Origin of the sequence: Citrifermentans bremense R1, from assembly GCF_000426865.1 — a bacterium.
GTDB lineage: Bacteria > Desulfobacterota > Desulfuromonadia > Geobacterales > Geobacteraceae > Geomonas > Geomonas bremensis.
The window spans coordinates 1-17541 of the sequence record NZ_AUGE01000017.1 but is presented as its reverse complement, the minus strand read 5'-3'; the positions used below and the strand labels follow the sequence as shown (position 1 = coordinate 17541).

The following is a 17541-nucleotide window of genomic DNA, read 5'->3' as shown; positions in this document are numbered from 1 at the left end:
GATTCTACTGCAAGTGATGGAAAAAGAGATAGACCAATCCTTCTGAATTATTGCCTAATCGTGCACCTCCCCCCCCATCAGCCTCCTTCGCACAGTTTCCCTCTACAAAACTCCACCTTGTTAAATACTAATTGATATCCCCCAACTATGCGTGATAGTGTGATTGTCCCGTGACCGCACTCTCAACCTGAGGTCGAACCGGCTGGGAAGTGTTTGTTAGCATCTAATGCTGGAGACAAGGCGACCACAGAAAATGACCACAGAAGAGTTGTTACAAGATCTCAAGATGAGAGGCGAACTTGACGAGCGCCACCTTTTGGCGTCGATCAGATTGCTGCACCTACTCGCCTCGGGAAAATCCTCCCAAGAGGTCATGTCGACGTTGTTACCCTTCTTTCAGGAACTTTCTGGATGTGAAGCGGTCGCTGTCCGGCTACGCGAAGAAGAGGATTACCCCTATTTCCAAACGGTGGGGTTCCCATCGGAGTTCGTGAACGCTGAGAACTATCTGTGCGCGAAAGACTTGGCCGGCCAGGTAAAAAGGGATGACATCGGCCATCCAGTTCTGGAATGCATGTGCGGTAACATCCTGTGTGGACGGTTTGATGCCAATAAATCGTTCTTTACCCCAAATGGCAGTTTCTGGACAAACAGTACTAGCGAGTTGCTCGAAAGTACTACCGAAGAGGACAGGCAGTCAGGAACCCGCAACAGGTGCAGCGCCGATGGATACGAATCGGTAGCCCTGGTTCCCCTGCACCATAATGAAGACATCATTGGACTAATACAGTTTAATGACCGACGCAAAGACCGATTCTCCAAAGGGTTTATTGCACTTGTAGAGTTGTTGGCAGACAGTGTGACCGTTGCGGTACTTCGGCGGTGGGAGGAAGAGAGCCTCAGGAAGCGTGAGGAGTATTACCGCGCTATGGTGACAGCGTTCGACGGCCTCATATACATTTGCTCGGCCAATTACCGGATCGAGTTTCTCAATGAAGCCATGAAGCGGCGTATTGGCCACGACGCCCTTGGCGAATTGTGTTATGAAGCTCTGCACGGGCTTGATGCTATCTGCCCGTGGTGCAAAAATGAGCGTATTTTCGCAGGCGAAAGCCATCGTTGGGTGGTCCAGAGCCCCAAAGACAACCGTTGGTACGAAGTGTCTAATGCCCCTATAAGGATAAACAATAAGATTGTTTCCAAACAGGCCATGATTATGGACGTAACGGACCGTCAAGAGTTGCACGAGGAGCTTTTGCAGAAACAACAAGATTTGATATTGGCAAATGATCTATTAGAAAGCCGGGTTGCCGAACGAACTTCGAATTTAGAGGCAGCAATGAGGGAACAAGAGTCATTCAGTTACTCGGTTTCCCATGACCTGCGCGCCCCCCTGCGCCACATTAACAGCTTCAGCGCCATTGTCATGGAGGAATTCGCGAATGAACTGCCTGCCCCTGTGAAGGACTACCTGGTGCGGATTCGCTCAGCGTCAAACAGGATGGGGGGATTGATCGACCACCTGCTTGAACTGTCCCGGGTAGGCAGGGCGGCGCTGAAACTGGAACCGGTGGATTTGAGCGCGATGGCCGCGTCCATTTTGACCGCCCTCCAGGAGACGGAGTTGAAGCGGACCGTGAAAACCTTTGTGGAAGAGGATGTGCGGATACTGGGGGACCGGACGCTGTTGCAACAGTTGCTGGAAAATCTGTTTGGAAATGCCTGGAAGTACACTTCCAAAACCGTAACAGCGCGTATCGAATTCGGCAGTTCAAAGCGAGGCGACAGCACGGTCTTTTATGTCAAAGATAACGGCGCAGGGTTCGACATGCAGTACAAGGACAACCTGTTCATTGCCTTCCAGCGTTTGCATACTGCGGAGTTCGAGGGCGAAGGGATCGGGCTTACGACCGCTCAGCGCATAATCCATCGCCACAGTGGGGACATCTGGGCTGAAGGAGAAGTAGGAAAGGGGGCGACTTTCTACTTCACTTTGCCGAATTAGCCCACATCTTCCGAGGCAACCCCACGCCCCCTCGCACTAGCCAACCGAAGCGGAGAGTTGTTCAACGCTCTTCCTCCTTTACCCCCTTCACACTTTTTCCCACCGCTTTTATTAATCTACCACCTTGATGCATATTAATTTGCGTTGAATCACTCAAGCACGCGTGCTAGTCTGCCGCAATCGCGACACTGCAGAATCAGGGGCAAGTGTCAACGTCTTCTCGCTACATCTGATGTGCCGTTCAATAATGCGAGAGGTACGATGCTGAAGAGTAGAGGCCCGTTCAACCGAAGCGGAGGGGCGTTCGACAGGAACAGAGCGCCGTGTAACCGAAGCGGCGGGCTGTTCAACTAAACCGGAGCGCCGTTCAAGTAAAACGGAGGGCCATTTAACCGAAACGAAGAGCCCGTCAACCAAAACAAAGGTCCGCTTTAACTAAAGCGGAGGTCCGTTCAACCGAACCCGGAGGTCCGATCATGTTAGACGGAGAGCCGACTAAGCAAGATGGATAGCCGAGCAACTTAAATGGAGCGCCGTTTAACAAATATGGAGGGCCGTGTAACAAATATGGAGGTCCATTCAAACTAAAGTGGTGCTCCGATCAAGCTAAGCGGGGTGTCGTATAAAAATGTTGATGCTCCAACTAACTTTGACAGAGTGCCATTTAAGAAGTTGGAGGGGGCGGGTGGATACAGCCAGGAGGTCAGTCGGGGGAAATGGGAGCTCGCATGGGCTGCAACGTAGCACCGGTTTCAGTAAGTGGCATGCCGATGTGCAATGTCGGAGTTCCGTTTTACTGAAATGGAGCATGGGTTGGCGAAGGTGACGCTCCGTTTGAGTTATGCGGCACGCCAGAAAGTAAAACTGGAGCTCCGGTTTAGTTATCTCGTGGGACACGAAAGTAATTAATGGAGTCCCGACTAACCTAAACGGAGCACCACATTAGATAGTCGGCGCGCCGTTTATGTTGGATGGAGCTCCAGACAAATAAAATGGGGGTCCGATTTTGTTGAAGGACGCTCCATCTAAGTTAAACGGAGCACCAGATAAGTATATCGGCATGCCATTTATGTTGGGTGGAGCACCAGAAAAAGAAAAAGGCGCTCCGATCTTCCTTATCCACGCAGCTAGAGGTGGGCCGGATAATCGCCCCAGCAACTCCCACCCCTTTGAGCGAAGGAGACAGTCTGTGTCGGAACTCTTTCCTGATCCTGTAAGAAACCTGCCGCAAGCCGACATTCCATTGAAGGGCATAACGGCCTATCTTTCCCAAGCGGACAGCCATCAAATCATCTTCATGCAGTTCGATGAGGATGTGGAGTTGCCTGAGCATTCGCACGAAAGCCAGTGGGGTGTTGTTTTGGAGGGGAGGATCGAGCTGGTGATTGACGGGGTAAAGCGGTCATACGTGAAGGGGGATCGCTATTTCATTCCTCAGGGCGTCCCCCATTCCGGGAGGATCTACGCCGGCTATGCCGACATGACCTTCTTCGATCAACCTGATCGATACAAGATAAGGGAACCGAATGAATAATGGCAACTTTCAAGGAGGGGGTGGCTATGTTCAGGGCGGCTTGCACTGCGACCACCCAAGGAGCGAAGGGATCAGAGATTCCAACTCTGCCCCCTGGCGCTCCCCGGGTTGTCACGACTAAAGCCGTAAAAAGCTACTTCTTCTTGGTGGCAGCCTTGGCTTCACCTTTGACATCAATGGTAGCGGCCTTCATGGTGTACATAACCGTCACCTTGCTTCCGACCTTCAAATCGCCCGTAGTTTTGGTGTTTTTATCCTTGGCGATCTCCCATTTTTCTTTCCCTTTTTCAACAACGATCGTGTCGGCTTTCACCTCCAGAACCGGACCGGTTACCTGATAGGTCTTGGGGGCGGCAAAAGCGGTGGAAGCTGCAAGTAGAGTGAGTCCGGCCAACGTTGCAGTAAGTCTCATGTGTAATCTCCTTGTGTGGTGTGATGATTAATTACTGCGGTGCAGATTATGTCCAGGCATACCCGAAAACGAAAATTACTTTATCAGAAACAATTGCAAGCACAAGCCAGCGCCTGTACAAATATGACACAGTCACTTAAGGCATAAAATGCTCATTGCACACGTCTTTATGTCTTAGCTCAGCGTGACTCATAGGGCAGGGGGCGTGGTAAGTTATCAGTTCCACTGGCCCGATGCTGCCTTTTCGGCGTTCGTGGTGTGAACAAGGCAATAAGGGAACTGAATGAATAATGGCAGCTTTCCAGGAGAGGGAGGGACGATGGCAGGAGGCACTTTACACGATGTACTGGCTGGCTTGCACTGTGACCACCCACGGGTCTGGCTGTTCCTCCTCCGTGCTCTGGCGAAGGGGCGGCCTGTATCCCGCACCACTATTGCGAACGCTCTTAACAGTTCTCTCTCCGATGTCGAGGGTGCGTTGGCGTCCTTTGCCGACACGGTGTACGACGAGAAAGGCGACGTGGTGGCCTGCGGGTTGTCGCTCATGCCTACGCCGCATTCCTTTACGGTCTGCGGCAATCAGCTTTACACCTGGTGTGCCCTGGATGCCCTCATGTATCCCGTGGCGCTGGAACAGGCAGCGCAGGTGGAATCGCATTGCCCGGTAACGGGCATCCCGGTACGGATGACGGCAACTCCGACGGGAGTCGTCGATCCGTCTCCGGCTGGAGTTACCGTTTCGATGGTGGCGCCTTCAACGAAAGCGGGCTGTTGCAACGTCCGTAACAGCTTTTGCAGTGGGGTGCACTTCATCAGTTCCGCTGAAGCTGCAGCTTCGTGGCTGTCTCGGCATCCCGAAGCAAGCATAGTGTCGTTGGAAGAAGCGTGGCAGATCGGACATGCAGTAATGCAGCAACGACTGTCGCATGGAGAGACGTCACGCCCTTGATCTTACGCGGTCACTTTCCGGGGTAGTCGACAAGGCCCGGTGTCTGTATGAATGGGTGAGCGCCATGGGATTTGCCTTGGTTAGACATACAAGCTAACGGCATCGCACACGGATTTAGCGGATAACGCGGATACGGCAGATTAGGCCACCTTCCTCCCGCCTGATTCCATTGACAGCTTTTTGGGTTGTTTGTCATTAATGCCGGTGGTATGCTGCCGCAGCGATAGTAGTTTTTCTTCAATCGTTGCGGAGGCTTCTGTGAACATTGTGTGGTGGCACTGGCTCATCTTGGGGCTAATTCTCATTGGGCTCGAGTTAATCATTCCCTCCTTCACCATCATCTGGTTCGGTCTCGGCGCTGTTATTGTCAGCATCGTCCTGGCCTCCCTTCCGAGTTGTCCCCTTTCCGTTCAAATTCTCATCTGGACCGTGGCATCGGCACTGCTCACCTTTGCCTGGTTCCGTTTTTTCAATACCCGCCTCGACAGGACCAAGGCCGGATCGTCAAAGGGAGCCGTGATAGGCGAGACGGGGCTGGTAATACGTGGCGCCCAGCAATACGACAAGGGAACGGTAAAGTTCCATCTGCCGCTGATGGGAGCGGACGAGTGGCCGTGTGTGGCCGATGATCCTTTAGCGGTTGGAGATCGCGTCCGGGTAGTCGACGTGGAAGGACATGTCATGAAGGTCGAAAAAATAGCAAAAGGGGATAAGTGATGGAGCCAGCAGCAGTAGTGTTCGCAATATTGTTTTCAGTCGTGGTAGTGACCATCTTCATGGGCGTGCGGCTCGTCCCGCAGGGGTTCGAGTTCGTCGTGCAGCGTCTCGGGAAGTATCACTCCACACTTAAGCCCGGTCTCAATTTCATTATTCCCTACGTCGACATCGTCGCCTATCGTCTGACCACCAAGGACATCCCGCTGGAAATCGGCGCACAGGAAGCCATCACCAAGGACAACGCAGTCATCGTAGCTAACGCCATCGCCTTCATCAAGATCGTTGATCCCGTGAAGGCAGTGTATGGCATCAGCAACTACGAGTACGCCATCCAGAACCTCGTCATGACCTCGCTGCGCGCCATCATCGGCGAGATGGAACTGGACCTTGCCCTCTCCTCGCGGGACATCATCAAGGCCCGCCTGAAGGACATCATCTCCGACGACGTCACCGACTGGGGCATCCTGGTGAAGTCAGTAGAGATACAAGACATCAAGCCGTCCGAGTCCATGCAGAAAGCCATGGAGCAGCAGGCGACAGCCGAGCGGTTGAAGCGCGCCATGATATTGGAAGCAGAAGGTAAAAAAGAAGCGATGATCCGTGAAGCCGAGGGCAAGCTCGAAGCAGCCAAGAAAGAAGCCGAAGCCCAGATGATGCTAGCCGAAGCTTCCGCCAAGGCCATCCAGGACATTGCCGTAGCAGTAGGCGACAAAGAACTCCCCGCCCTTTTCCTCCTGGGCGACCGCTATGTGAATGCCATACAAAAGCTCTCCGCTTCGCCGAACACGAAAAACTTCGTGTTACCCGCCGATATACTGGGTGCCGTAAAAGGGATTGCCGGAAGAAGTGTCTAGTTCATCTCGTCAATCGGCGGGACAGCCGTTATGAGCGCCCAAAGCGGGGAGCTCTCACAAAAGGTTGAGAAGGGCGCATACGAAGGAGGCATCCTTCTTTCCAGGGCGGAAACAACTTACATAACTTACCTGCGTCCCGCTGCGCCCGTATTAATTATTATTTGGACCCAATTCCTGACGTGCAATATTTGCATGTTCAATTGCAAACCGCTCCGAGATCCTTGGCGGTCGGCGCAGTTTTTTCAATAGCTAGACACCCGGATATCGTTGATGACGACCTATGGAACCTAATTGAATCTCACTACCGAGAACTCGATTTGCTCCCTAGGTACAAGGAAGAAGTGAACAACGAAGTTTCTGATATATACGACACCTGCCGCTCCCATATCGAAGACGGTGGAGTAAATATTGCTCAATTTCTGTTGAACATGGCTGAACGAAATGGGCAGGTCTTTGGTGTGAACCATTGGCGGGTTGTTTTGTGAACAGCGTTGGCCCAAGATCCTAATTTTATTGATTTAATACAGAATTAAATGGCCATCATGGCGTTATGTAGATTTCAAAAGGAGCAGGGCGAAATGACCAAAGCGGAAATCGTCGAGCGGGTGGCAGGTAAGACAGGGGTTTCAAAGAAGGACGCTATTGAAATGGTGGAGTTGGTTTTCGACGTGATGAAGAGCACTCTTGAATCCGGCGAAAACCTCAAAATACACGGTTTAGGGAACTTTACGGTTAAACAGAAAGCCGACCGTCGCGGCAGGAACCCGCAGACAGGAGAAGAAATTACCATCGAGGCCCGTAGAATCCTTGCCTTTAAGCCAAGCATGATGCTCAAAAACAGCATCAACGCCTGACATGGCGAGACGACGTAATCAAAAATCGCCTGCAGAAGCTCTAGCGGGGATCGTTGGCGTCCTGATTTTCCTCGCTATGATAAATCCGGTCTTCAGGAACCAGTTGTCCTCTGCCGTTGCTATAACCCTTTCTGTCCTGGTTCTCGTCGGCATAGTCGGGTTGGTCATCTATCTTATTGTTCAAATGAAGAAGAAGGACGGGCCGCCGTTGCCGTACCCCGTTAGAAGTTCTACACGCCAAAGTCACCGCTCTGAGCCGGTAAGGAGTGGAGTACCGTCGAGCTCCTGTGAGCCAAGCACGACCATAAACAACTTCGATATTGGAGGGCCAGTCACGCCGCAATTCGTAAAGCCCACTCCTTCTAAATGGGACGATACGGTTCTCAAGGTCATCGAGTGGCGGCGGTTCGAGAAGGTCACAAAAGAATTCCTGAGCATGAACGGTTATGTTGCAGTCGAAACAAAGACAGGGGCGGACGGTGGCGTTGATATTCGTGTCCACAAAGCCGCAACTCCGGAAGCTGTTGGCATTGTTCAGTGCAAAGCATGGAATACCTACAAAGTCGGCATCAAGGTCGTGCGAGAGCTTTTCGGTGTGATGGCGGCTGACCGGGTTAAGATGGGCATGGTCATTACTTCAGGCGAATTCACAAGTGAGGCCGAGGAGTTTGGCAAAGGTAAGATGACGCTTGTATCTGGGCAGAGATTTTTAGAGTTGATTCGAAAATTATCCGAGGATAAACAGCAGCACCTCTTGAATGTCGCCCTTGAAGGTGATTACAGCACTCCGACATGCCCTCAGTGTGATGTCAAAATGGCTCTTAGGGAGTCTACGAAAGGCCGGAGTGCTGGGGGCCACTTCTGGGGATGCATGAACTACCCAAGATGCAAGCAGACTCTTGTGTATAAAGGGGATTAGGCTGTCATGCCAGGGGCAAGACAGGGGCAAGACAGGGGTCGCGTCTGTAAAATTTACAAAATCTAATCCTTGAGTATTCTGTGGAGGTATAAGGACGAGGGGGACGTAGTTGAGTTCGTCGAGTTTGTTCAACCAATTGCACGCAGCACAGTCGTTTTGCTGTAGAGGAAGTCACGATCTTAGCCCATAAAGCAAGCAACTCAATCAACTCAACAACGTCCCGCTCTGTCCCTACTGGGGTCCACCTAAAAGAGCGGGAGAAAGCTGAAAGGCGTCGGGCGCTCCGCCGGTCACGCAAAGGCGTTGGCCAAAGGCATAAAAAGATGGAAAAAACTTGAGTGTTGGTATTTCGTGGAGGCGGTGGCGGGTACGGGAAGAGGCGTTTGACGTTTTCTCTTTCGCGTCAAAGTACGAAAAGCAAGAAAGGGATATTTAAAAACGATAAAAATGCGTAATGCTTCAACTACAGTTGTCAACCGTGTTAGTTGCTCATCCATTAAGGTATTTTCTGCGTTCCACGGCTAATCTGTTCTCTATAACAAGGCTAAACATATGTCCCGACAGTACATCAACCTCTCAGGCGAACAACTAAAACAAGCCGTAGAAGATAACAAGGGTAATTCCAAGGTTCTCAAGGATATCCTTGCTGAGCTTCAGTTCCGCACAACTCGCCAGATGAAGGCACTCCGCGCTGTTGTAGAGGACATGCTCTCTGGCGCAAAGACAACTTCGACCGATACAAAAACTCACACTTCCTCCTCTACAACAGGTATAGCCCCACAATCACCTAAGCCAGAACCTGCGCAGGAAAGCCTGTTTAAGGATTTAGTTACGCCGCCGCCAAAGGCAAGTAAACCAGCTGAGCCGGTTTCTGAACCGAAAACCGCTTCAGGTAGTAAAAGTGCTGGGGCTAAGAAGACGGAGGAAGAGCCACCTCGTGAGCGTCGTATGGGCAAGATGCGTAAGCCAGGCAAGCTTGATGATGTACCGAGCAAAAGGGTGTTCGAGCTTAAAACCGTGTTTAAACTAGAACTTAAGAAAGACGCCTCCACCGTTGATCGCTATGAGGCCTGCCTCAAGGCACTTGTCGCTGAAATGCGGAAGCAGAAAACTGCCTACAAGCAGGTCGTCCTCGAAGACGGTACTCATATGCAGCTTGATGGCAAGGAGCACGGCTACCAGTTCCCATATAACGAGGATGCTGAGCTGTTTGAAGGTGCTGCAGTTGTCGTTATCATCGGTGGTTCTCAATCTGAAGGGCGCATCGTTTCGTTTTTGGGCAATAAAATCGTCATATCGCTCAAGGATGACTTTGGTCCACGTATTGCTGCCTGTATCGTCAAGATTGATAATACTGCCATGCTTGAGGCGCTTCGTGCTCGTCTGGAAAAGATAATCAAAGGTGAAGCTGCCTCATTCAACGTAAGGTTGGCAGAAGCCGTGATAACCAATACCGGCGATGAATTGGCACCTGCTTTTGTTTCAGCCGATTATCTAAAAGGGCTTAACGCTTATCAGAAGGAAGCTATCGCCAAGATTGTCGCCAATGAGGTCTTCTACTTATGGGGACCGCCCGGAACCGGCAAGACGATGACACTCAGTGCCTTGTGCCACGCTTTGATAGACGGACAGAAGCGGATATTGCTCTGCTCGAACACGAATCAAGCAGTCGACCAGGTTCTGCTTAAGCTCTGCAAGCTCTTTAAAAAGCAGAACCATCTGGCCTTAACGGAAGGTCAGATTTTGCGTGTTGGACAGATTGCTCACACTGAACTTAAAAATGACTGGTCAAGCCATATTACTCTTGAAGGGATTGTTGAACGAAAGTCGCAGTTGCTCATAGAGCGAAAAGGCGTGCTGGAAATACAGCTCGACCGGATAAACGCTCAGGTATCACGTGCCACTGAACTGATGAAGATGTTCAAGGTTCTTGACGGGCTAAACGTCGATAAGAGCCAGGCAACCGCATCGTTTCAGAAAGTTCAGGCGGAGTACGGTTCACTTACTGAAAAGAAAAAGACTCTTGAGGACAAACAAAAGACGCTTGTCGAAGAGAGGCAGAATATTCAGAACGCTGGCACAATTCGGCGTGTTTTTATGCGCTCACTCGATGTTGTTGAGAAGGACATCAGAGATACCGGTACAGCATTTCTGAGTAAGGAGCGAGAGCTTATTGCTTGCGGAGAAAAGCTTGTTGGGTTTAGAGGCCGCACCAATGAAATAGATAATGCTATCTCACTAGAGAAACAAAAAGTGGCTGGCGTCGACCGTAAACAGGTTGAGCAACAACTTGAACAGGCTGAAGTTCAGAAACGCCCTATCTCAGAAGAAATATCTGATATTAACAAGCAGCTTGAAGACATCAGGAAATCCATTCTGGACAGGGCTCTGATAGTCGGAGCCACAGTTACCAAGGCTTACCTTAGCCCGCAAATGTTCAGCTCATTTGATGTTGTTATCGTTGATGAGGCATCAATGGTGATGCTGCCAGCACTCTTTAACGCTGCTGGTTTAGCCAAAGAGAAGGTCGTTATTTCTGGCGACTTCAGACAGCTTGCTCCTATCGTCCAGACGGAGCAAAAAGTCATTCATGACACTATTGGTGGCGACGTCTTCCGAGCCTGTCAGATTGACAAAAAGATGCATAAGGAGCAAACCTGCAAGCGTGTGGCAATGCTCAAAGAGCAGTACCGCATGGACGACCAGATATGTCAGCTGATTTCCCACCGCATGTACAAGGGCGCTCTACTGACAGCCTCTGAAAGGGAGTCAACAAAACGCCAGCCGCCTGCGCCTTTTAATACCCCGCTCACCATAGTCGACACCTCTTCAATATGGCCCTTTGTAAACCGTGACCAGTTCAAGTCACGCTATAACCTTATGAACGCCTTGGCAATCAGAAACTTGTGCAGTTTCTTCGAGTCATGCGACCATCTCACTGAAATTAAAAACAACGGCGAGAGAACCAACCGTGTGGGTGTGTGCACTCCTTACGCCGCTCAATCTAAAGTGTTACAGCGGGTGTTCGAAGGCTCACGGTTAAAAGAAACAGTAGAGGCCGGTACCGTGCACCGTTACCAAGGTGATGAAAAACAGGTGATGATTATAGATATACCGGATAGCCATGGTGAACAGCGGGCCGGAATCTTCCTTGATGCTGACCATCATGATGACTCAGGTGCCATGCTCTTCAATGTCGCCGTAAGCAGGGCCCAGCACAATCTTATTGTCTTTGCTAATCTGGCATATCTCGACAAGAAGCTGCCGAGCCACGCAATTCTCAGGGATATCCTTTCTGAAATGCAGGGGCGCGGTACAGTCGTAGATGTCCTTGATGTTCTGGCGATGTACCCAGTCATGGAGGACTTGCGCCGTCTGGGACGACCGTTCAATTTGTCAGTAGATGCTGAAAAGTTCGGGCTATTCGACCAGAACAGCTTCGACCAGGTGTGTGCAGTAGATTTTGAGCGAGCCAAAAAGAGCATTGCCGTATATTCGGGCTTCGTAACGGAACAACGGGTTGCTACATATGAATCGGTGTTTCGTCAAAAAAGGGCTGAAGGCGTTATGATACGCTGTATAACCAGACCACCAAAAAGCAATGGCAGCATCCCTGTTGAACAGGGTAAGGCTGCTCTTGATGGCCTCGAGCGCATGGGGTGCCTTGTAGATACCAGAGGTGAAATCCATGAGAAGGTAGTGATTATCGATGATGAAATCCTGTGGCACGGTTCACTGAATGCACTCTCACATACAAACCGTACTGATGAAGTTATGACACGTCTCGAAGGCAAGGCTATCTGTCTTCAGATGTCAGCGTTCTTGGCACTAGATCGTAGTGTTAAGGCAGACAATGCCGACGGGATATCGTCAAAAGCTGAAAACCCGCGTTGCCCTATGTGTGACTCACGGTCTTCATATCGTAAGGGTAAGTATGGCCCTTATTGGGATTGCGAAGATTGCGACTGGAAAGAGAACTACGATAAACCTGTCCGGAAAAAATCAGCATCGACAGGTCAATCGAACGTCCCGCCTCCTGCTTGTGATAAGTGTGGCAAACCGATGAAGGTTCGCGCTGGTCGGTTTGGTGACTTTTATGGTTGCACTGGTTATCCGGACTGTAAAAACATAACAAAGATGGCATAGGGACACTGAGGTGGGGACGAGGGGGACGGGGGACGAGGGGGACGGGGGACGAGGGGGACGGGGACGAGTTCGTCGAGTTTGTTCAACCAATTGCATGCAGCACAGTCGTTTTGCTGTAGAGGAAGTCACGATCTTAGCCCATAAAGCAAGCAACTCAATCAACTCAACAACGTCCAGCTCTGTCCCTCCGCTCTGTCCCTGATGAAGGCAGCTACAACCAAAAGAGCCGCCCTATTGAGGCGGCTCCTTTGCTATTGCCGGAAGAGTCATGTCAGGCCAGCTTATCCTTGATAAACTGCAGCCCTTGATCGAGCAAACCACCTTCCGGAATGGCGCCATTCGGGGTGAGTTTGTCGATCAATCCTGGGAGCTGCTCAGCAAGCATGGAACTCATCTCAGTACTCGATACTCCTGCCTTCTCAGCAAGATTCTGAATCGTTTCGCTGCCAAGGGCATTGTTGATCTGGTCCGCGTTGACTGGCTGATTTTCGCCTGTCCCGACCCATGATGATACTATGTCGCCCAGGCCGTTATCCTTGAACGTCTGGACCAGCCCGTTTAATCCGCCCGACTGGGTGTTTGAGATCATGTCCATAATACCGCTCAAAAGCTCCGGACTTTTCCCTTCAGAGCTACCGAACAGACTCTGCGCTTTGCTGGTTAACTCGTCTAACAGTCCCATAGTAAACTCCTCACCTTTTGGTTGTGTTATGACCTTTGGTTCACTTCTGCGCCCCCTTCTTGGCTTCGCGATATCCAGCCTTTACAGCATCGGCTTCTGACATGTAGCTTCCCTTCTTCGTCTTGCCGTACCATGCACTGTCTGACCGGTGATATATCTTTGAATCAGGGTTCACCCATACCATGTTCTTGTCGGCGGGCGGTTGCTGAACTGTTTTAGCGGGCTTGGCCGTTGAAGTTGCTGCCTTGGGTGCCACGGTCTTGGGAGTTGCGGCAGGAGCCGCACCGACCGTTACCAGCGGGGTGAGTTTTTCAATAGATTTGGCAGAAACACCTGCCTTGGTAAGGTCGGCTGCTGAGGCATACGGTCTTCCGGCAATGATCTTTTTCGCTGTGACGGAACCTACGCCGGGCAGCTTCTCCAGCTCAGCCTGTGACGCGCTATTAAGATCGATTTTTGCAGTGGCGGGCTGATTTATCTCCCCCTTCGCTTTGGCAGAAGCCGGGGCCTTGGGGGCTGCACTGGCTCCGTTTAGTGAAAGTACGAGAGCTAAAATTACTGAAGCAAGACTCAACAAACCTTTGGTCAAACACCTATTCATTGGGAACCTCCTACAGTTTGTTCAGATAAGAATCTGTGAGTTCGTTCGTGCTACCTATGTTGTCCCGACCAAGCCATTAAAGCTATTTCTTCTTGGCGGTCTTGGCATCACCTTTGACGTCAATTGAAGCGGCCTTCATAGTGTACGTAACCGTTGCCTTGCTTCCGACCTTCAAGTCGCCGGTGGATTTGGTGTCTTTATCTTTGGCAATCTCCCACTTTTCTTTCCCTTTTTGAACTACGACCGTGTCGTCTTTCACCTCCAGAATCGGACCGGTTACCTGATAGGTCTTGGGGGCGCCGGCAAAGGCGGTGGAAGCAGCGAGCAGAATGAATCCGGCCAACGTTGCAGAAAGTCTCATGCGTAATCTCCTTGTTTGGTGTGATGGAGCAACACTTTTTGATGGGAAGGCACTGCCTACGCCGCAGCTGCCTCGGTTTCCTTTCTCTTGAGCTGCAATCTGCCGATGGTTCCCTTACTCTGGATCGGAATCCTTTTTGATGCGACACTGCAAGGCACGCCAAATTGAATGACAGGATTAAATCGAAAAGTTCCTGGATAAACGTTGAGTATTTTAGCAAGCGCAATTGCAAGCACAAGTCAGCACCAAAACAAATATGACACAGGCGCTTTGGGTGCGAGTATAGAGTTACTCATAGGAGGTGTCAGGTCATGAAATGTAACTACTGCACGCCCGCGCAGTGTGATGTTGATGATTGAAAAAATTAGAAATAATGAATTAAGTATTGCATGTGCATTCAGTTGGTCAGTAAGAGGTGCTATACGAGCATTCCCCCAACTCCGTGCTTAAGGGTGGTTCCTGCAGTGGCCTTCGCAACTAGTGTTCTGCAGGGCGGGGCCGGCAAAAAAGCAAAGCCCCCTGTCGCTGTATGACAGGGGGCTCTGTTGTGCTGGCTGCAATCCTTCTAAAATCGCTTAAATCTTCACCGTCTTGTAAAGGAAGTTCTTGAACCGGAAGAAGCGCTTCCTCTCTTCTTCATCCACCTGGGGATCGCCGGTGATGGCTTTTAGATACCTGGCGATTTCGGGCATGTTCTTGCCGGCGGCCACACGGCTCTTCTCGATTATCAGCCGCACCACGTCGCGGGAAATCTGGCTCTGCGAGTAGGGCTGGTACACGGCTTCCCAAAAATCGCTCCCTGCTTCTATTTCTGCGAGTATCCCCCCGGCGACTTCTTCGGAAAGTCTTTCCGCGGCGGGTGCCATCTGCTCGCGCATCCCGTCCCTGATGGCTTTCTTTATGTCCTCGCCGGTGACGATCTTGCCGGTTCTGAAGAAGAGGGCGCGCAACAATATGCTGCGCAGCTCCCTGATGTTCCCCTTGTAGTTGTGGCTTACCAGGGCGTCCTTGGCGTCTTTGGAGAGGCTCGGCTCGTCGTCGCGCGCTTCTTCCTCGCGGCTTCTGTAGGTGCGGTAGAGCTTTCCCAGGAAGTGGGTGGAGAGGTCGGGGATGTCTTCGCGCCGCTCGTTCAGTGACGGCACCACGACGGAGAGCTCGGTCAGGCGGTGGAAGAGGTCCTCGCGGAAGTTCCCCATGGCGATCTCTTTGCTCAGGTCCTTGTTGGTGGCGGCAACCAAGAGGACGCGGCTGATCCGCTCGCGGTTCTCGCCCAGACGCACGAACCCGCCGTTGTCGAGGAAACGAAGCAACTGGACCTGGGTCTTCGGGTCGGCGTCGCCAATCTCGTCCAAAAAGACGATCCCTCCGGCGGCCTCCTCGATGATCCCTTTGCGGTCGCTGTAGGCGCCGGTGAAGGCGCCCTTGATGTGGCCGAAAAGTTCGGAGTAGGTGAGGTCCCCGCTGTAGGCGGCGATGTTGGTCTTCTTCACGGGAAGCTCGCCCTCGGGGTTGATCTGCTGCCGGTAAAGCTCGTTGAGCTTGTTGTACAGGTTGTTGAAGAAGAATTCCTTTCCGGCGCCGGTAGGCCCCAGCACCAGGATGGAGGGAAGGCCTATGGTCGCCTCCTGCAATATGTGCTTGCTCCACAAGCCGATCCGGTTGGATAAGGGCTGCGCCACGGTGTTGATGAAGGCGACGATCTCCTGCGCCTTGCGGCTGTTGCCGATGATGTTCCCCAGGCGGTAGGAGGAGACTTTCGGGTCCTTGTAGGCGATGTCGCTTTGCAGCTTGTTCACCTCGGACTGCAGCCTCTCGATGCGCTGGATGTCCGAGATGTGGCGCGAGGTGAGCCGGTCTATGATCTGCAGGATCCGCTTGTGCTCTTCGGTGAAGTACCCGTCTTGCAGGGAGTTGAGGCAGATGACGGCGATCACCTCGTCGTCGCTGACGACGGGGACCGCCATCTCGCTCTGGATCAGCTCGTTCATCGGGCGGTGGAACCCATCGTGCTGGCTTTGGTCGGCCACCTGCTCGATGATCTTCGGTTCCTTGGTCCAGGCGACGTAGCCGGTGAGGCTACGCTCCTCGGGGGGAAGGTCGGCACCGCCGATCTTGAAGGGGGGGATCTTCTTCTTGAGCCATTCCTTGTTCTTAGCCCCGACGATGGTCCCTTCCTCGTTTTCAACCACCAGCCACTTCACCCCCTCGCGCTCCTGGACGATGGCGATGCTGCCGGTGTCGGCGCCGATCAGCTCGGTCGCCTTGGAGAGGACTTTGGTGAGGAAGCCGTGCAGCCCCTCGTTGGGTTCCTGGAGCAGGTCGGAGATCTCGGAAAGCACCTTGATCTCGAGATGCTCACCCCCCACCTCGTTGATGACCCTCTCCACCATCTCGGCATGGGTCTGCAGAAGTCCCATCTCGAAGTCGGTGTAGCTGGTGACGTCGCGGGTGAAATAGTTCATCAGGCAGATGATGCGACGCGTTTCGGGTTCTACCCGCGGCACCATGTACAGGGTGCGCAGCCCCATCTCTTCGGTTAGGGCGCGGCGCTGGATGGACTGGTCAAAAAGGTCGGGGAAGAAGATCGGCTTCAAAAGGCTCGGGTCGGTGACCACGCCGTCTTCGTTGACGTAGCGGGAAACGAGCGAGGTGCCATGCTTGAGATCGATGCCTCCCACGTTGTCGTAGCGGTATTTCAGGTCCGGATCCTGGGCGTGGCTTGCCAGCACTTCCATGGCCCCCTTGACGGGGACCAGCACCGAGGCGAGCGTGAGCCCGTCGATCAGGTTGACGGCGGAGCGCACCATGAAACCGGCGGCTTCGCGCCGCTTGTAAAGTTCGACGCGCCGGGCCAATAGCAACTGCTGATGGTATTTCCTGGCCTGGTCCACTCGTTCGCCCGCCCGCGCCAGAAACGGGATAAGGGTGTCGATCCTCTCCTGCGAGAGCGTCCCGCCATCCAGACAGGCGACGCCGATCGACTTGCCCAGGCTGGTGATGGGGAGCATGGTGGTCCCCTCGATCTGGAACCGCCGCGAGAACTCCTGGTCCAGCGGGAGACCGGTCTCGGCGGGGTTCTGGTACTGCGCGACCTGCTGGGTAACAAAGGTGCGGGAAACCGCGGCTTCGGCGGAGATGATGGGGAAGGTTTCCTGCCTTATTTCGGTGGCGAAGCTGCCGCAGGAGAAGGCACAGGAAAGGGCGCCGTTGGTGAGATCCTCAAGGTAGATGCGCACGCGTTCCTGCTCGGAGACGAGCCGGGATCCTTCGCCGACCAGGTGCAGCATCTCGTCCAGGTTTTCCTTGCCGAAAGAGACGATGCGGTCGCCCAGTTTTTTCAGTTGCTGGTCCATGACGGGTAACTGTTCCTCTGAGTACAAAATTTACACACCATGGCACAGTAGAGGAATTCCGGGGCCGTGTCAACAGAGGAGGAATGTTGTGGACGTTGTGGACGCTGTGAACACTGGGAACACTGGGAACACTGGGAACACTGGGAACACTGGG

Annotated in this window: 13 protein-coding genes; 8 read left to right on the top strand and 5 right to left on the bottom strand. The window is 52.5% G+C overall.

The genetic code is table 11. From position 1 onward, the window contains the following. Positions 1 to 253: 253 nt before the first annotated feature. On the top strand, positions 254 to 2005 hold the full coding sequence (locus K419_RS0111615) for a sensor histidine kinase (RefSeq protein WP_026841742.1): 1752 nt from the start codon (positions 254 to 256) through the stop codon (positions 2003 to 2005). A gap of 1189 nt (positions 2006 to 3194) precedes the next feature. After that, entirely contained in the window at positions 3195 to 3539 is a 345-nt protein-coding gene (locus tag K419_RS0111610; RefSeq protein WP_026841741.1) for a cupin domain-containing protein, read from the top strand. Positions 3540 to 3672: 133 nt separating this feature from the next. Here K419_RS0111610 and K419_RS0111605 read toward each other — a convergent pair whose 3' ends face one another. After that, a complete protein-coding gene (locus tag K419_RS0111605) occupies positions 3673 to 3951 on the bottom strand; it encodes a hypothetical protein (RefSeq protein WP_026841740.1) in 279 nt (92 codons plus the stop codon). A gap of 319 nt (positions 3952 to 4270) precedes the next feature. Here K419_RS0111605 and merB point away from each other — a divergent pair, with 319 nt between their 5' ends. The 6 genes from merB (at position 4271) to K419_RS21985 (ending at position 12390) form a co-directional block, all read left to right on the top strand. Then, entirely contained in the window at positions 4271 to 4900 is a 630-nt protein-coding gene (gene merB, locus K419_RS21995; RefSeq protein ID WP_051293003.1) for an organomercurial lyase MerB, read from the top strand. A gap of 258 nt (positions 4901 to 5158) precedes the next feature. After that, on the top strand, positions 5159 to 5617 hold the full coding sequence (locus K419_RS0111595) for an NfeD family protein (RefSeq protein ID WP_026841739.1): 459 nt from the start codon (positions 5159 to 5161) through the stop codon (positions 5615 to 5617). Further along, positions 5617 to 6471, top strand: a complete 855-nt coding sequence (locus K419_RS0111590) for an SPFH domain-containing protein (RefSeq protein ID WP_026841738.1) — start codon at positions 5617 to 5619, stop codon at positions 6469 to 6471. Before K419_RS0111595 ends, K419_RS0111590 begins: the two co-directional genes overlap by 1 nt. A 578-nt stretch (positions 6472 to 7049) precedes the next feature. After that, on the top strand, positions 7050 to 7325 hold the full coding sequence (locus K419_RS0111580; protein WP_026841736.1) for an integration host factor subunit alpha: 276 nt from the start codon (positions 7050 to 7052) through the stop codon (positions 7323 to 7325). A gap of 1 nt (position 7326) precedes the next feature. Further along, positions 7327 to 8244: a restriction endonuclease gene (locus K419_RS22790; RefSeq protein ID WP_051293000.1), complete on the top strand. Its 918-nt coding sequence runs from the start codon at positions 7327 to 7329 to the stop codon at positions 8242 to 8244. Between the two features lie 552 nt (positions 8245 to 8796). Next, positions 8797 to 12390: an AAA domain-containing protein gene (locus tag K419_RS21985; RefSeq protein WP_084154214.1), complete on the top strand. Its 3594-nt coding sequence runs from the start codon at positions 8797 to 8799 to the stop codon at positions 12388 to 12390. Between the two features lie 271 nt (positions 12391 to 12661). Here K419_RS21985 and K419_RS0111565 read toward each other — a convergent pair whose 3' ends face one another. The 4 genes from K419_RS0111565 to K419_RS0111550 all read right to left on the bottom strand — a co-directional run bounded on the left by K419_RS0111565 (position 12662) and on the right by K419_RS0111550 (position 17387). Then, positions 12662 to 13072, bottom strand: coding sequence for a YidB family protein (locus K419_RS0111565; protein ID WP_026841735.1), 411 nt, complete (start codon positions 13070 to 13072; stop codon positions 12662 to 12664). A gap of 40 nt (positions 13073 to 13112) precedes the next feature. Further along, positions 13113 to 13673, bottom strand: a complete 561-nt coding sequence (locus K419_RS0111560; RefSeq protein ID WP_026841734.1) for a ComEA family DNA-binding protein — start codon at positions 13671 to 13673, stop codon at positions 13113 to 13115. 82 nt (positions 13674 to 13755) lie between these two features. Next, complete coding sequence (locus K419_RS0111555; protein ID WP_026841733.1) at positions 13756 to 14034, bottom strand: hypothetical protein; 279 nt, start codon at positions 14032 to 14034, stop codon at positions 13756 to 13758. Between the two features lie 575 nt (positions 14035 to 14609). After that, on the bottom strand, positions 14610 to 17387 hold the full coding sequence (locus K419_RS0111550) for a GPMC system transcriptional regulator (protein WP_026841732.1): 2778 nt from the start codon (positions 17385 to 17387) through the stop codon (positions 14610 to 14612). Positions 17388 to 17541 lie beyond the last annotated feature (154 nt).

Bases quoted from the DNA above. Each gene is read 5' to 3' on its own strand.
- K419_RS0111550 (WP_026841732.1), bottom strand. From the start codon at position 17,387: ATGGACCAGCAACTGAAAAAACTGGGCGACCGCATCGTCTCTTTCGGC.
- K419_RS22790 (WP_051293000.1), top strand. From the start codon at position 7,327: ATGGCGAGACGACGTAATCAAAAATCGCCTGCAGAAGCTCTAGCGGGG.
- K419_RS0111605 (WP_026841740.1), bottom strand. From the start codon at position 3,951: ATGAGACTTACTGCAACGTTGGCCGGACTCACTCTACTTGCAGCTTCC.
- K419_RS21985 (WP_084154214.1), top strand. From the start codon at position 8,797: ATGTCCCGACAGTACATCAACCTCTCAGGCGAACAACTAAAACAAGCC.
- K419_RS0111565 (WP_026841735.1), bottom strand. From the start codon at position 13,072: ATGGGACTGTTAGACGAGTTAACCAGCAAAGCGCAGAGTCTGTTCGGT.
- K419_RS0111560 (WP_026841734.1), bottom strand. From the start codon at position 13,673: ATGAATAGGTGTTTGACCAAAGGTTTGTTGAGTCTTGCTTCAGTAATT.
- K419_RS0111555 (WP_026841733.1), bottom strand. From the start codon at position 14,034: ATGAGACTTTCTGCAACGTTGGCCGGATTCATTCTGCTCGCTGCTTCC.
- K419_RS0111615 (WP_026841742.1), top strand. From the start codon at position 254: ATGACCACAGAAGAGTTGTTACAAGATCTCAAGATGAGAGGCGAACTT.
- K419_RS0111580 (WP_026841736.1), top strand. From the start codon at position 7,050: ATGACCAAAGCGGAAATCGTCGAGCGGGTGGCAGGTAAGACAGGGGTT.
- merB (WP_051293003.1), top strand. From the start codon at position 4,271: ATGGCAGGAGGCACTTTACACGATGTACTGGCTGGCTTGCACTGTGAC.
- K419_RS0111590 (WP_026841738.1), top strand. From the start codon at position 5,617: ATGGAGCCAGCAGCAGTAGTGTTCGCAATATTGTTTTCAGTCGTGGTA.